This is a genomic window from Pseudarthrobacter niigatensis (genome assembly GCF_030812615.1).
Classification (GTDB): Bacteria; Actinomycetota; Actinomycetes; order Actinomycetales; family Micrococcaceae; genus Arthrobacter; species Arthrobacter niigatensis.
Map to the genome: position 1 here is coordinate 26466 of NZ_JAUSTB010000018.1, position 15051 is coordinate 41516.

At 68.4% G+C, this 15051-nt stretch carries 10 protein-coding genes; 7 read left to right on the forward strand and 3 right to left on the reverse strand.

Annotation, left to right across the window (positions count from 1 at the left end):
* The first annotated feature begins 1 nt into the window (after nt 1).
* Entirely contained in the window at nt 2-3439 is a 3438-nt protein-coding gene (gene cydD, locus J2T23_RS18670) for a thiol reductant ABC exporter subunit CydD (protein WP_307362466.1), read from the forward strand.
* Between the two features lie 51 nt (nt 3440-3490).
* On the opposite strand, the gene J2T23_RS18675 is transcribed toward cydD, so the two are convergent.
* Nucleotides 3491-4009 (reverse strand): DinB family protein, encoded by a 519-nt coding sequence (locus J2T23_RS18675; RefSeq protein WP_307362469.1) that lies wholly within the window; start codon nt 4007-4009, stop codon nt 3491-3493.
* 69 nt (nt 4010-4078) lie between these two features.
* On the opposite strand from J2T23_RS18675, the gene J2T23_RS18680 reads away from it, so the two are divergent.
* Together J2T23_RS18680 and J2T23_RS18685 are read left to right on the forward strand one after the other, a co-directional pair.
* A complete protein-coding gene (locus J2T23_RS18680; RefSeq protein WP_307362471.1) occupies nt 4079-5062 on the forward strand; it encodes an ABC transporter ATP-binding protein in 984 nt (327 codons plus the stop codon).
* The gene (locus J2T23_RS18685) at nt 5052-5852 is read left to right on the forward strand and encodes an ABC transporter permease subunit (protein WP_307362474.1); all 801 of its coding nucleotides are present in this window, start codon (nt 5052-5054) and stop codon (nt 5850-5852) included. The genes J2T23_RS18680 and J2T23_RS18685 overlap by 11 nt, the downstream gene beginning before the upstream one ends.
* A gap of 19 nt (nt 5853-5871) precedes the next feature.
* Here the strand turns inward: J2T23_RS18685 and J2T23_RS18690 are convergent, their stop codons facing one another.
* The gene (locus tag J2T23_RS18690; protein ID WP_307362477.1) at nt 5872-8394 is read right to left on the reverse strand and encodes a DNA gyrase/topoisomerase IV subunit A; all 2523 of its coding nucleotides are present in this window, start codon (nt 8392-8394) and stop codon (nt 5872-5874) included.
* Nucleotides 8395-8470: 76 nt separating this feature from the next.
* Between J2T23_RS18690 and J2T23_RS18695 the strand changes: the two genes are divergently transcribed.
* Genes J2T23_RS18695 through J2T23_RS18710 form a run of 4 tightly spaced genes read left to right on the forward strand, consistent with a single transcriptional unit; the run spans nt 8471 to nt 13899 of the window.
* The gene (locus tag J2T23_RS18695) at nt 8471-11155 is read left to right on the forward strand and encodes a bifunctional acetate--CoA ligase family protein/GNAT family N-acetyltransferase (RefSeq protein ID WP_307362479.1); all 2685 of its coding nucleotides are present in this window, start codon (nt 8471-8473) and stop codon (nt 11153-11155) included.
* Nucleotides 11156-11196: 41 nt separating this feature from the next.
* Nucleotides 11197-11940, forward strand: a complete 744-nt coding sequence (locus tag J2T23_RS18700; protein WP_141160799.1) for a DUF5998 family protein — start codon at nt 11197-11199, stop codon at nt 11938-11940.
* Nucleotides 11940-13166 carry an alkaline phosphatase family protein gene (locus J2T23_RS18705; protein ID WP_307362481.1) on the forward strand — a complete coding sequence of 409 codons (1227 nt, stop codon included), beginning with the start codon at nt 11940-11942 and terminating at the stop codon, nt 13164-13166. The genes J2T23_RS18700 and J2T23_RS18705 overlap by 1 nt, the downstream gene beginning before the upstream one ends.
* On the forward strand, nt 13159-13899 hold the full coding sequence (locus tag J2T23_RS18710; RefSeq protein ID WP_307362484.1) for a thymidine kinase: 741 nt from the start codon (nt 13159-13161) through the stop codon (nt 13897-13899). Before J2T23_RS18705 ends, J2T23_RS18710 begins: the two co-directional genes overlap by 8 nt.
* Nucleotides 13900-14113: 214 nt before the next feature.
* Here the strand turns inward: J2T23_RS18710 and J2T23_RS18715 are convergent, their stop codons facing one another.
* Nucleotides 14114-14245, reverse strand: coding sequence for a hypothetical protein (locus J2T23_RS18715; RefSeq protein ID WP_307362486.1), 132 nt, complete (start codon nt 14243-14245; stop codon nt 14114-14116).
* Between the last annotated feature and the right edge of the window lie 806 nt (nt 14246-15051).

Here is a 15051-nt window from a genome sequence, read left to right on the forward strand (position 1 = left end):
CGTGCGGCCAACATTTCCCGCCGGTCCGTCCACCCGCTCGGCGATCTACTGGCTGGGACTCCTGGCGGCGCTCAAGGCCCTGTCCCTGGTCCTGATCGGCCAGGCAGTGGCATCGGTCCTGGCCGGACTCGTCGCCGGGAACCCGGCCTGGGGGAGCCAACTGACCGCCGGACTTGCCGGCGTCGTGCTTCGGTCCCTGACCGTCTGGGGCCAGGCCGTCGCTGCCCGCCGCGCTGCCCTGGGCGTGAAGGAGGAACTGCGCGCCGAACTGCTGGACCGGGCCCTGCGCACGGGTGTGCGCGGATCCGGCCCGGGCGACGGCGGGCTGGCGGTCCTTGCCACCCGCGGCCTGGACGCCCTGGACAGCTACTACACCCAGTTCCTTCCCGCACTGGTCAACTGCGCCGCCGTTCCGCTGCTGCTGGGGGCCCGGATCCTCTTCGCGGACTGGGTCAGCGCGCTGGTGATCGTGCTGACAGTTCCGCTGATCCCGGTGTTCATGGTGCTGATCGGCAGGTACACCGAGGACAGCGTGCGGGAAGCCCAGGCCACCCTGGCGCGGCTGTCGGCGCACATGCTGGAGCTGGCCAAGGGCCTGCCGGTCCTGGTGGGGCTGGGACGTGCCACCGCCCAGCGGAAGGCCCTTGAGGAGATCTCGGAGGAGTACCGCTCCCGCACCATGGGCACCCTGCGCACTGCTTTCCTGTCCGCCCTGGCCCTGGAGCTCATCGCGACCATCTCGGTGGCAGTGGTGGCCGTCTTCATCGGTGTCCGGCTGGTGCATGGCGACATGCCGCTGGAAGCCGGCCTGCTGGCCCTCCTCCTGGCACCTGACTGCTACCTCCCGCTGCGGGAACTCGGCACCGCCCACCACGCCAGCGACGACGGCAGGGTCGCACTGGCGGAAACGGCCGCCGTGACCAGTGCCCCCGAGCCGGCACCGCTCCCGGCGGCCAAGGCCGGCAGGCCCGGTGCCCCGCTTGAAGTCACCGGACTGACCGTGACATACGCCGGGCGGTCCGCAACCGCCGTCGGGCCCATGACGTTCACCGCGCCGCTGGACAGGATCACGGCATTGGACGGCCCCAGCGGCGCCGGCAAGAGCACCGTCCTGGGCGTCCTTGCCGGGATCATCGGCCACGGTGGCGGCACCAGCGTCACCTGCTCCATCAGCGGGCTTGACCGCCGCTCCGTGGCATGGGTGCCGCAGCACCCGGTCATGGTGGCCGGAACCGTCCTGGAGGAGGTACTGCTGTACCTGTCGCCTGACTCCGGCCACGGCCCGGACCGGTTCGCCGCCGAAGATGCCGCCCGCCGCTGCCTGGCACGTGCCGGAGCCGGGCACCTGGCCCCAAAGCACCAGGCGGAACTGAGCCCGGGTGAGCTGCGCCGCGTCGCACTGGCCCGCGGCCTGGCCAGGATCGAGGCCGGTGCCACCCTCCTGCTGCTCGACGAACCCACCGCGCACCTGGATGACGCGTCGGCCGTGATCGTGGAGGACGCCATCCGCCGGCTCCGCGGCCAGGTCACGGTGGTCCTGGTGGCCCACAACCAGCGCACCCGGCAGCTGGCGGACCTGCTGGTACCGGTGGCGCCTGCGTCCCGGACCCACGCAACGGCCCGGCAGGACGACGCCGATGCCGCGTTGCTGCCTGCGGCCCCCGCCGGCGTCCCGCATAGAGCCAGCGCTGCAGACGGGGCGGCCACGGACCGCGCTTCGACGGACAACCCCGTCACACGGAACCCGGCCGTACGTGCCGCTGAAAAGGCTGCCCCCGGGGCCTTCCGCCTGCTGGCAGCACTCCTGGCTCCGGTGCGGGGCAAGTTCGCGGCCGCCGCCTTCGTCGGCACCCTGGCGGCCCTCTTCGCCGTCGCGCTTTCCGGCCTGTCCGGCTGGCTCATCATCCGGGCGAGCGAACAACCGCCCATCCTGTACCTGTTGACCGCCATCGTCGGGGTCCGGTTCTTCGGCATCGGCCGGGCCGTGTTCCGCTACTGGGAGCGGCTGCTGCTGCACGATGCCGTGTTCGCCGCACTCACCCGGCTCCGCGGCCGGCTCTGGGAGTCGCTGAGCCGGCGCGCCCTCTCGCTGCGCCGGCTGCTGCAGGGCGGCAACGTTCTGGGTACGGTGATTGACGACGTCGATACCGTCCGGGACCTCCTGCCCCGGGTGGTCCTGCCGCCCGCCACCGCGGTGGCGGTGTCCGTCCTGGCCGTGGCAGCCACCGGCGTCCTGGTACCGGATGCCCTTCCCGCCGTGGCCGGTGCGGCCGTCGGCGGCCTGCTGCTGGCGCCTGCCGCGGCCTTGTGGGGCGACCGCAGGTCCGCTGCCGCCGAGCAGTCCCTGCGCTCGGGCGTGCTGCGCCGCGTCACCGCTGCCCTCGATGCCCGCGCGGATCTGCACGCCAACGGCGTGGCACCACGCGTGCTCGAGGCGCTGCTGGCGGAAGACCGGGACGCCACCCGCGCTTCGCGGCGCTCCGCCTGGGCGGACGGGCTGGGCCATGCCGTTGCCACAGCAGCCTGTGGGACGGCAGCCCTGGCTGCTGCCTGGCTGGCGGGGCCCGCAGTCCTCGCGGCCCAGGTGGCACCGGCGGCCGCCGCCGTGGTGGTCCTTCTCCTGCTTGCCCTGGTGGAACCCTACGCGGCGATGACGACGGCGGTGCGCCAGTACCCCGCCCTGCGGTCCGTCATGCGGCGGGTGGGGGAGCCCGGCGCCCTGGCGGCCGGCAGCGAACCACGCGGGGGCCTGCAGCCCGTTTCCCGCCGGGCCGGGGACACGCCGGGCGTTGAGCTCCTGGACCTGGCCGCGGAATGGCCGGGCGGCCCCCCGGTGTTCGCCGGCATCACTGCTGTGGCAGTTCCCGGGCGCTGGCTGGCGGTCACCGGACCGTCCGGCTCCGGCAAATCGACGTTGCTGTCGGTGCTGCTGGGCTTCCTGCCGCCGGCATCCGGACAGGTCCGGGTCACCGGCCGGGCAGCATGGTGTCCGCAGGAGGCCCACCTGTTCGATTCCACGATCAGGGGAAACCTGCTGCTGGGACGGCCGATCGAGGACGGCCCGGCGCCGGCGTCCGACCGCGAGCTGGAGGCGGTGCTTGCCGCCGTCGGCCTTTCCGCGCTGGTGGGCAGGCTGCCAGCCGGGCTGGACACCCGCATCGGCCCCGGCGGCGCCTTCCTCAGCGGCGGCGAGCGCCAACGCCTGGCTGTGGCCCGGACCCTGCTGACGGGGGCGGAAGTGATCCTGCTCGATGAGCCCACCGCGCACCTGGATGCGGAGTCCGCGGCCACCATGCTGGCGGACCTGCGCGCCGGACTGCGGGACCGCACCGTGGTGCTGGTGACCCACAACCCCGCCGACATCCAGGCCGGTGATGCCCGGCTGGAACTTTCGGAGCCGGCCGGACAGTCCAGGGGCTCCCTGGCGCCTTCGCGCTAAGCGCTGCCGGACGCGCTGCCGCCACGGCTCCGGCGGCCAAGCGCGCTTCCGTCAGCCGTCGACGTCGTGCAGGTGGTGGACCACGTCATGCAGGAAGTACTGCGAGAGCGTCAGGACGGTGAACTCGGAGCCGTTGCTGCGCACGCCCTTGCGCCCCCAGTCCTCTTCGGGGACGCCGGCGAAGGCTTCGGCGGCCTCGTGTCCCTCCGCTGCCAGCTCCGGACCCACCTCGGACGGGTCGGCGTTGGCGTAGTCCTTCTCGATGGCCGTCCGGTCCTGGTCCCAATCAGCGAAGCGGGCGTCGTCCTCGGCGAGCATCAGGTTCAGCCTCTGGTTGAACAGGGTAAAGACGTCCCGTACATGGCACGCGTACTCCACCGCGGACCAGGTCTGTCCGTTCGGGCGCTCCGCCGCGTCCGGCCGCCGAAGGACGGCCAGCCAGCGGGGAATCATGCTTTCGACGCTTCCCGGAACCGTGGCGGGCGTGGCGGTTGGGGCATGGAAGTTGCACTCCGGGCAGGGCCGGGAGAGGACCCAGGTCCAGTCCTTGTCATCAGGCGCGATAGGCATGGGAGCAGTCTAAGCTGTGCGGGCCAAAAGACTCTGGGCCGCAGGGAGCGTCCCGGCTAGCGTGGCCGCATGAGCCCGGAAGCGCGCAAGGACGCGCAAAGCATGGTGCGGCTGGCCGGCCTGACGAAGCGGTTCGGCCGGAACACGGCGCTCGACGACGTGACCCTCACCATTGGGTCAGGCGAGGTGTTCGGCTACCTGGGTCCGAACGGGGCAGGCAAGACGACCACCATCCGGCTGCTGATGGGAATGCTGCGGCCCACATCCGGAACGGCGTCCGTCCTGGGAATGGATACCTGGCGCGAATCCCGGGGCGTCCACCGGGTGGTGGGCTACGTTCCCGGCGAGCCGGCGCTCTACGACCGCCTGACCGGCCACCAGCACGTGGCCTACTGCGCCCATCTGCGGCACCGGGACGACAGCGGGCGTGCGGCAGAGGTGGCTGACCGGCTGGAACTGGACCTGGGAAAACCGGCCCGCACGCTGTCACGCGGGAACCGGCAAAAGCTCGCCATCGTCCTCGCGGTCATGTCCAGGCCGCGGCTGCTCGTGCTGGACGAACCAACCAGCGGGATCGACCCGCTGGTGCAGCAGGTGTTCCACTCCATCCTGCGTGAACACACGGCCGGCGGCGGTTCGGCCCTGTTCTCCTCCCATGTCCTGGGCGAGGTGGAGCGCGTCGCAGACCGGATCGGGGTGGTCCGGGGCGGCAAACTGGTGGCGGTGGAGCGGCTGCAGGACCTGGCCGCCCGCTCCCTGCACCGGGTGCGGGCCAGATTCGCCGGCGACGTATCCGTGGCCGAGTTTACCGGAGTCCCCGGGGTACGGGACGTGCTGGTGGACGGCCGGACCCTGAGCTGCAACGCCCCGCAATCGGCCCTGGACGCCCTGCTGAAACGGGTCAGTGCCCGGGAGGTGGAGGACTTCGAATGTTCCGAGGCCCCGCTGGAGGAGACGTTCCTGAGCTATTACGGGATGGACCGGGCGGACGGCAGCGCTGCGCCCGGCCCAGCGGAACGCGCGGCCGGAGCGGTGGGGCACCGTGCTGGCTAGCGTCCTGCTGAAAACGCTCCGGGACCAGGGCAGGCTGCTGGTCGCCTGGGCCGTCTCCCTGGCCCTTGTCGTGGCCATGTACGCAGCCGTCTGGCCCTCGGTGAAGTCCCAGCCCTCCATCAGCGCCTTCATCGAGCAGATGCCGGAGGCCTTCAGTTCCCTCTTTGCCACTTCCAGTGCAGACCTGTCCACCCCCACCGGGTACATCCAGGTGGAGCTGCTGTCCTTCATGGGTCCCATCGCAGTCCTGATCTACGCCGTCAGCTCCGGTGCGGGAGCCATCGGCGGGGAAGAGGACCGCCACACCATGGACCTGCTGCTCGCCAACCCCGTGGGCCGGGGAAGGGTGGTGGTGGACAAGTTCCTCGCCATGGTGGCGGGCACGTTCCTGTTGGCCGCCGTCATGGGTCTGTCCCTGTTGCTTGAAGGCAACCTGGTGGACCTGGTCCTGCCGGCGGACAAGGTGGCAGCGGCCATGCTGCACCTGGCGCTCCTGGGCGTCGTGTTCGGGGCGCTCGCCCTGGCGTTGTCAGCGGCGACCGGTCGGACCGGGCTCAGCCGCGGCGTCCCTGCAGTGCTGGCGGTCCTGGCCTACATCGTCAATGCCCTGGCACCCATGGTGGACGTTTTTGACCGGATCCAGAAGGTCTCGCCGTTCTTCCAGTACATCGCCCACGACCCGCTCCGCAACGGCACCGCCTGGGACAGTGTGCTGGTATCTGCCGTGACCATCGCGGTGCTGGTGGCGCTCGCCGTCGCCGGATTCCGGCGCCGGGACGTCGCCGGCTGAGCCGGCCACGCCGCCGGCACTACTCCGCGGTGTCGCCGGCTGCGCCGCCGTCCATCCACGCCATGGCAGGGCCGACTGCTTCGACGGCCTGGGAGAGCGGGACGCCCGAGCCGTCGCGGCGGCCATGCTCCTGGGGCAGTGACCGCGCCACTCCTGCCGCGGAGGACGCCTTGGCCGGCCCGTGGCCCGCCCAGGCCAGCAGGAGCATGTCCTCGCCCTTGAGGAACCGGTGCGACCGGACCCCGGCAGTGGCGCGCCCCTTGGCCGGATATTCGGAGAACGCCGTGACTTTGGCCGTGCCCGGGGCAGTGCCCGGCAGGGCGCCGTTGGTCCCGGCGATGGTGACCACGACGGCGGCCTCATCCTGGGGCTGTACGGCACCAAAGAAAATCACCTGGTCACCAGCGGCGAGTTTGATTCCGGCCATGCCGCCGGCGGTGCGGCCCTGGGGGCGGACCACGGCGGCGGGGAACTTCAGCAGCTGGGCCTCCCGGGTGAGGAACACCAGTTCGGTGTCATCGCCGCCGGCGGGAGCGACTCCCACCACCACGTCCTTGTCCTTGAGGGTGATGACTTCCCAGTCTTCCCGGTTCAGCGGGTAGTCCGGCTGGACGCGTTTCACCACGCCCTGGGCGGTGCCGACGGCCAGGACTTCATCCAGCCGCGCGAACGCCACCAGGGTTTCACCCTTCACCAGGGTGAGGAACTCCTTGGCAGGGACGCCGCCGGCCAGGTTGGGCAGGCCGGCCACGGGCGGCAGGACCGGCATGTCCATGACCTGAAGCCGGAGCATCCGGCCCTGCGAGGTGACCGCCGCGATTTCGCCGCGGGCCGACGTCTTGACCACCGAGGTGTATACGTCGTGCCTGCTCCGGGGACCTGCCTCGGCGAGCGGTTCCTGGTTGCTGGTGCGTGCCACCTGCCCGGACGCGGTGAGGATGGCCCAGCAGGGGTCGTCGGCGATTTCCAAGGACAGCGGGGCAGCCTTGCCCTTCTTGGCCCCGGCAAGCTCGGCGGCGGCGACAGTGGGGGACACGGCCTCGGACTCCAGGAGCACGGTGCGGCGCGGGGTGCCGTGTTCCTTGGCGATCGCGCCGAGTTCGTCGGAGACCACGGTGCGGAGCAGCTCCTCGGAGTCCAGGATGGCCTGCAGTTCCGCGATGTCGCGGCGGAGTTCGTCCTGTTCTTTTTCCAGTTCGATCCGGGAGTACTTCGTTAGCTGCCGCAGGCGGAGTTCAAGGATGTAGTTTGCCTGGACCTCGGTAAGGTCGTAGATGGACATCAGCCGCTCACGGGCCGCCGCGGCCTCATCCGAGGACCGGATGATCTGGATGACCTCGTCGATGTCCACGATGGCGATCAGGAGGCCCTCCACCAGGTGGAGGCGGTCCTTTTTCTTGCCGAGGCGGAAGACGGTCCGGCGGCGGACCACGTTGATCCGGTGGTTGACGTAGACGCTCAAAAGGTCCACCAGGCCCAGCGTCTGCGGCTGCCCGTCCACCAGCGTGACGTTGTTGATGCCGAAGGAGTCCTCCATCGGCGTGTACCGGTAAAGCTGCTGCAGGACCGCGTTCGGGTTGAAGCCGTTCTTCAACTCGATCACCAGGCGCAGCCCGTGCTTGCGGTCTGTCAGGTCCACGATGTCGCTGATGCCGGTCAGCTTCTTGGCGTTGACGGCGTCCTTGATCTTCTCGATCACCTTCTCCGGGCCCACCATGTACGGCAGTTCGGTGACCACCAGGCCGGTGCGGCGTGCCGAGAGCTGTTCGATCTCCACCTTGGCCCGGGTCTTGAAGGATCCACGCCCGGTGGCGTAGGCGTCGCGGATACCGTCCAGGCCCACGATCCGGCCGCCGCTGGGCAGGTCCGGGCCCGGGACGAACCGCATGAGGTCCTCCAGGGTGGCGTCGGGGTGCGCAATCAGGTGCCGTGCTGCGGAGATAACCTCCACCAGGTTGTGCGGGGCCATGTTGGTGGCCATGCCGACGGCGATGCCGGTGGCGCCGTTGACCAGCAGGTTGGGGAAAGCGGCGGGAAGGACGTCCGGCTGGGTCAGCTGGTTGTCGTAGTTGGGGACGAAGTCCACCACGTCTTCGTCCAGGTGGTTGGTGAGGGTGAGGGCCGCCGCGGCCAGCCGCGCCTCGGTATACCGCGGTGCTGCCGGGCCGTCGTCGAGCGAGCCGAAGTTGCCGTGCCCGTCGATCAGCGGCAAGCGCAGGGAGAAGTCCTGCGCCATGCGGACCATGGCGTCGTAGATGGCGGCGTCGCCGTGCGGGTGCAGCTTGCCCATGACCTCGCCCACCACGCGGGCGCTCTTGACGTGGCCGCGGTCAGGGCGCAGTCCCATGTCGCTCATCATGTACAGGATGCGGCGCTGGACCGGTTTAAGCCCGTCGCGGGCATCCGGCAGGGCCCGGGAGTAGATCACCGAGTACGCGTACTCCAGGAAGGAGCCCTGCATTTCGGACGTCACGTCGATATCGACGATGTTTTCCGTGTAGCTGTCGTCCACGATGGGTTTTGAACTTTGCCGGCGGGCCATGGGGTTTGGTGAATCCTTCTGCGGTTACTGCGCAGCCTTGGGGTGTGCTGCGATAGTTTTTGGCTAGGCTAAGCCTATGGTGGATCAGCCCGGGGACGGCGAATATCCGGAACATTGGGAAGCCGATGTCGTCCTGCGTGACGGCGGGACAGCGCATCTGCGGCCCATCCACCCGTCGGACGCGGACGCCGTCCAGGCTTTCCACACCGGGCAGTCGCAGAATTCAATCTACATGCGGTTCTTTGCGTTCAAGGCCCGGCTGTCCGCCAAGGAGCTCAAGCGGTTCACCGAGGTGGACTACAAGGACCGGGTGGCGTTCGTCATCACCATCGGCGGCGAAATCATCGGTATCGGCCGCTATGACCGGCTCAGCGATCCCACCGAGGCAGAGGTCGCGTTCAACATCGCGGACTCCCACCAGGGGAGGGGTATCGGCTCCATCCTCCTGGAGCACCTTGCCGCCGCAGCGCACGAAAACGGCATCCGGAAGTTCACCGCCGAGGTCCTGCCGGAGAACCGCAAGATGCTGATGGTCTTCTCCGACGCCGGCTACGACGTCAAGCGCCACTTCGACGACGGCGTCGTCAGCCTCGAGTTCAACATTGACCCCACCGAAAAATCCCGTGCCGTGATGGAATCCCGCGAGCACCGCGCTGAGGCGAGGAGCGTCCGGGAGTTGCTGGCGCCGTCGTCCGTTGCCGTGATCGGTGCCAGCCGCCGGTGGGGAACCGTGGGTTACCAGCTGCTGGAGCACATCATCGAGGGCGGTTTCCACGGCCCGGTGTACGCCATCAATCCCGAGGCGCTGGAACTGGCGGGCATGTTGTCCTACGGCAAGCTCTCCGAGGTGCCCCAGCCGGTCCAGCTGGCCATCATCGCGGTGCCCTACGAGGAGGTCGCCGGCGTGGTGGAGGAGTGTGCGGCGGCCGGTGTCAAGGGTGTGGTGATCGCCTCCGCAGGCTTTACGGACGACGGCGAGCGCGGCCTGCTGCGCCAGCGCGCCCTGGTGCGGCAGGCCAGGGCCAACGGGATGCGGGTGATCGGGCCGGCCTCGCTGGGCATAGCCAATACCCACCCGGACGTGTCCCTGAACGCCTCCATGGCCCCGACGATGCCCCTGCGCGGGAGCCTGGGCCTGTTCAGCCAGTCGGCGGCCATCGGCGTCTCGCTGTACGCCGCCTCGAGCCGGCGGAAGCTGGGCCTGTCCAGCCTCCTCTCGGCAGGCAACCGGGCTGACGTCTCCGGCAATGACATGATGCAGTACTGGGAGGACGACGCCGACACCTCGGCCGTGGGCCTGTACCTGGAGTCGATAGGCAACCCCCGCAAGTTCTCCCGCATCGCACGGCGGCTGGCACGCACCAAACCGGTCATCGTGGCCAAATCCGACACCATGGGGCTCCGCCTGCCGCCGGGGCATGCCGTCCGAACCACGCAGGCGCCGGCGGGAGCGCTGGACGCCATGCTGCGCCAGTCCGGGGTGATCCGCGTCGAAACCGTTGAACAGCTGGTGGACGTGGCACAGGTGGTATCAGCCCAGCCCCTCCCTGCCGGGCCCGACGTCGCCATCTTCAGCAACTCCCAGGCCCTGGGCAACGTGGTGGCGGACAGTGCGGCCGCGCATGGGCTGGGAGTGGCGCAGGTGGTCTCCGGACTCGACCTCGACGCCGGCCAGTCCGTGGCCCTGCCCCTGCTCCGGAAGGCCCTCCTGGATGCCCTGGCCTCCGACGCCGTGCACGCCGCCGTCGCCGCCCTGCTGCCCGCGCGCGGCCTGACCGTCGACGCCGTGGCCGGAGTCCTCGCGGAATGCTCCGCAGCAGCCGGGAAACCGGTAGTGGCGGCGTTCACTGGGATCCTGGACCCCACCATCACCGTGGAGGGCCTGGTGGGAACGGAAGGCTGCACCGTTCCCTGCTTCTCCAATCCCGGTGCAGCCGTGGCCGCCCTCGCCGCCGTGGTCCGCTACGCGGAATGGGCCGCGCGCGACCATGGGCACTTCGTGGAACCCGACGGCTGTGACCCCCGCCAGGCGGCGGCTGAACTTGATGGACTGCTGGCGGACGTCAGCGGCGAGCAACTCAAGCAACTGGACCCGGCGGCAACGACTTCACTGTTGGGCCATTACGGCATTTCCGTCCTGCCCTCGGCACCGTTCACCACCCCGGATGAAGCCGTTGCCGCCGCCGACTCGCTGGGCTGGCCGGTGGTGCTCAAGACCACCGAGCCCGCCCTCCGGCACAGGCTGGACCTTGGCGGCGTGCGGCTTGGCATCGAGGACGCCGAATCGCTGCGCCTGAACGTGCTGCAGATGCGGCGTGCGCTCGCCGCCTACGGAAACCCGGCGCTCGAGGTCCAGGCCATGGCCCCGGTGGGGCAGGCGTGCACTTTCCGGGCCATTGAGGACCCGCTGCTGGGTCCTGTCATCTCCTTTGGCCTCGCCGGTGACGCCGTGAACCTCCTGGACGACTGGGCCCACCGCGTTCCACCGCTCTCCGCAGCGGACGTCCACGATTTCATCCGTGCGCCCAGGGCGTCCCGGAAGCTTTTTGGCTACCAGGGCCTGCCTGCCGTCGACGTGCAGGCCCTGGAGGATCTTGCCGGCCGGCTGGCGTGGATGAAGGACAACCATCCGGAGATTGCGCTGGTGGAATTCAACCCTGTCCTGTGCGGCCCGGCGGGTGCCACCATCCTTGCTGCTGACGTGCGGATTGGCAACGCCGCGCAGCGCACGGACAGCGCGCGGAGGGCGATGCTGGGCTGAGGCGGTTAGCAAGTGACCGGACGATCTGTGAAAATGGGGGCATGAGCTTCCAGCCTTCCGCTTCGGCGCCCGAAACGCCCGGCAACGAAAACCAGGCAGTCCGCCAGCACAGCTCACACAACCACGGAGTCCAGGGCCAAAGCCTGGAGGACGCGCTGCAAAAGGCCGGCTTCTACCCGCGCCTGGTGTCGGACGTCGTTGACGATGCACTCGACGGACGGGACTGCGTAGCCCACCTGGTGCACCTGGAAACCCACTTCGACCGGGCAGAAGTGCGCCGCCACATTACGGTCCTGGTCCTGACCGCGGACATGCTGGTCATCACCCATGTGGACGACCAGCAGTTGGACGAGGCAGGGGAGCAGATCGTGGCCCAGATCTCCACCGAGTCCGTTCCCGTTGCCCAGATCCGGTCTGTGGTGCTCAGCTACATGTACGCGCAGCCGCAGAATTACAAGCCCTCCGACCCCGTCCGGGAGCTGACGCTGTCCATCGCATGGTCGGGCGGCCAGCGGCTGGACATGGGCCCCGCCAGCTGCGGCGATCCGCAGTGCGAGGCCGACCATGGCTACACCGGAACCATTGCGCAGGAGGACATCGTGCTGCGCATCAGCGCCGAGGCGGACGGACTGCAGGCCGTACAGGACGCCAAGCTGTTTGCCCGGGCACTGCGTGCGGTCAACACCGGTTCCGCCGCTCCTGTATCGCACGCCCAGTCCATGGGGCCGCGGCCGCGGTCCGGGGTGTTCGGCAACCGGCTCAGCCGCGGGCACCAGCAGCGCTGATGCCCGACGACAGCCACCAAGCCGCAGTAACCACTGGACGCATTCCCGACCTTCCGCCTGCTCCCGCCTACGGGCACCGCTCCATCGCCGAGGTCCTGACCAGCGCAGCGGCAAGCCTTGGCGTGGACGGATTCAGCAACACCCTTGGACTCCCGGTTGCCTCACGGGTGTGCGTGGTCCTGGCGGACGGCTTGGGCCGGAACCTTCTCAAGCAGAAATCCGCGCACACACCCTTCCTGCGCTCTGTGCTGCAGGCCGGGCAGGGCGACGTCCCGGTGTGGCTGGACTCCGCCTTCCCTTCCACCACCGCAGCGGCCCTCTCCAGCTTTGGGACCGGGCTTCCCGCCGGCCAGCACGGCATGGTGGGCTACGATGTCCTGGACCCCGGCCAGGACAAGGTGGTCAACCTGCTGGGGAACTGGGATCCCGGCGTGGATCCGTCAGCGTGGCAGCCCTTTCCCACCGTGTTTGAACGGATTGCCGGCCAGGTGGACGTCAGCACCGTCAGCCTCTCCCAGTTCGACGGCTCGCCGATGACCCGGGCCGCCCTCCGCGGCGGCAGGTTTATTCCAGGGACAACAGCTCACGCCCGGACGGCCGCCGCTGCCGAAGCCATGGCGGCACCCGGCCCGGCCCTCATGTATTTCTACGTCAACGACCTGGACAAGGCCGGCCACCGCTACGGCTGCCGCTCCGAACAGTGGGAGCACCAGCTCGAAGAGCTCGATGCCACAGTCAAGCGCCTAAACTCCACCCTTCCCACGGGCACCACCATCCTGCTCACGGCAGACCACGGCATGCTCGACGTCGACGAACCGCAGCGGATCGACTTTTCCACCGACCCCGCGCTGGTGCAGGGCGTCCGCCACACGGCAGGGGAACCACGGATGGTGCACTTGTACCTCGAGGAAACCCACCTGTCGGACGGCGGCGCGGAGCGGCTGCTGGCGGCCTGGAAGGCGCGGTTCGGCACCCGGATCTGGTCCTTTACCCGCGGGGAGGCCATCGCGGGAGGACTCTTTGGTGCTGACGTCCGGCCCGCTGTTGAGGGCAGGATTGGTGACGTCATGATCGCGGCGCGGGACGCCGTCGCGCTTTACGACGGACGGCGCATGCGGCCAACTGCCATGGAGGTGGTGGGCCAGCACGGCTCGCTGACCAAGGCGGAGCGGGAAGTCCCGCTGCTGTGCTTCACTGCTGAAGGAAGGACGCGGCGGCGTGGCTGAGCTCATCTTTTTCTCCGGCACCATGGACTGCGGGAAGTCCACCCTGGCCCTGCAGATGGACTACAACCACCGGGCCCGCGGCCGTGGCGGCGTCCGGTTCAGCCGGAATGACCGCGCCGGCGAGTCCAGGATCTCGAGCCGCCTGGGTTTGGAGACGGATGCCGTGGAGGTCCTGGACAGCACCGACTTCTGGGAGGAAGTCATGCTGCGCCGCACCCGGGGCCAGCGGGTTGACTACCTGATCTGCGACGAAGCCCAGTTCTATACGCCCGAACAGGTGGAGCAGCTGGCCAAGGTAGTGGACGAGATCGACGTCGATGTCTTCGCGTTCGGCATCACCGCTGATTTCCGCACCCGGCTGTTCCCCGGTTCCCAGCGCCTGATCGAGCTCGCCGACCGGGTGCAGGTGCTCCAGGTGGAGGCGCTGTGCTGGTGCGGCCGACGGGCTACGCACAACGCCAGGACGGTCGACGGCGTGATGGTCACCGAAGGTGCGCAGGTGGTGGTGGGCGACGTGGACATGGTGATGGAAGCTGCTGCCCCTGAGGCCGGGCACGTACCCGTTGTGGGTTACGAGACGTTATGCCGCCGCCATTTCATGCGGCGCGTGACGGCGCACGGAGCGTCCTTGATGGCACAGCAGGACCAGTTGCTGCCATTCGAGGTCGATGCCTGCCTCTGGCACGGATCGGGCGGGCCGGGCGAGAGCCGCGGGCCGGGGAGTAGAGCGTGAGACTGAAGGATTCGCTCTCGAGGTGGCTGGTGACGGTGCCCTTTTGTGGTGGCTCCTGGTGTCGCGTAAGGGGATCCCTGAACGGACGCCGCAATCGGTCAGCTCAAGGATGATGGGGTCGACGACTGCGTTCTGCCAGGTGTTCAAAACACTTAGCCAAAAGCCCGCAATTTTCTTCGGTCGTCGATGGAGCGTCCTGAACTGCTGCGTAAGCTCATTTCTTGTTCTTCTTTCGAAGAACTACAACTGCGGTGATGATGAGTCCCAATAGGGCAACGCCTACAAGTGCGAAAACCAGGCCGACATACTCTGCTCCGCCTCCAAGATTAGGACCAATCATCGGCATGGCTTCTCCTGATGCTCAACAAACCTAGTCAGCACATACTAAGGACCAGAGGAGCCGACCGAAAGCAATGGATGGCGCTATTTGCTTAGCGGCCGGAAGTCAGTCCATACACAATTGTTATGAGGCCCGCCAAAGCCATTCCGAAGCCTCCAATCAGATAGCCCCGTTCTGACTGGAAAGCGTTGAGCATCTCGCCCGGTGGTCCGGATCGTTGGTTCCAGCGGGTACTCCAGTCCATCAACCGCTTACGTTGCCAAGCCCCGAGCACGCCCACTACAAAAACTACACAGCCCAGAAGTACGTACATTCCCCTCCTATAACCGTCGAGACGAAACTACTGCTGGCCCAAACCTAGCGCTTGAGAGAGCCTCATGCCGCTGAGAATGCCCGCGTGCCCGGCCATGGAAACAAGGTTTGACCCGCGCCGACATCCCAGGCCGTCTAAAAGAGTCCAGATCTCGGCATCTCGGCAGGTATAAGAAGGGTCATGGGGAAGAGTAACTCTTTCCTGGTCGGCTCGAGCGGCCTGCAGGCGCCGGGCCACTGTCCAGCAGCGCCACGGCGCCCGTTAGCCGGTCCCTTACCGCTATGACCTTGCTCTGACGTGCGGTGTTGCAGGCGCGCAGTTTGGGGTGTCCCGTATACCCGGCCCGCAAAAATGCCCGGTGAAGGTGCCCTAAACGCTACATACCATCGCACTGGTCTGGTCCTCCGGGACTGTCCGATTTTCGGTGGATCCACGGTTGGCATTTAGTTGATTCTTCCGTCGAAAGTGATGGCGAAGGCGTTGAGCGCCGGCTTCCATC

Bases quoted from the DNA above. Each gene is read 5' to 3' on its own strand.
- J2T23_RS18675 (WP_307362469.1), bottom strand. From the start codon at position 4,009: ATGCCTATCGCGCCTGATGACAAGGACTGGACCTGGGTCCTCTCCCGG.
- J2T23_RS18695 (WP_307362479.1), top strand. From the start codon at position 8,471: ATGGTGGATCAGCCCGGGGACGGCGAATATCCGGAACATTGGGAAGCC.
- J2T23_RS18705 (WP_307362481.1), top strand. From the start codon at position 11,940: ATGCCCGACGACAGCCACCAAGCCGCAGTAACCACTGGACGCATTCCC.
- J2T23_RS18690 (WP_307362477.1), bottom strand. From the start codon at position 8,394: ATGGCCCGCCGGCAAAGTTCAAAACCCATCGTGGACGACAGCTACACG.
- J2T23_RS18700 (WP_141160799.1), top strand. From the start codon at position 11,197: ATGAGCTTCCAGCCTTCCGCTTCGGCGCCCGAAACGCCCGGCAACGAA.
- J2T23_RS18715 (WP_307362486.1), bottom strand. From the start codon at position 14,245: ATGCCGATGATTGGTCCTAATCTTGGAGGCGGAGCAGAGTATGTCGGC.
- J2T23_RS18680 (WP_307362471.1), top strand. From the start codon at position 4,079: ATGAGCCCGGAAGCGCGCAAGGACGCGCAAAGCATGGTGCGGCTGGCC.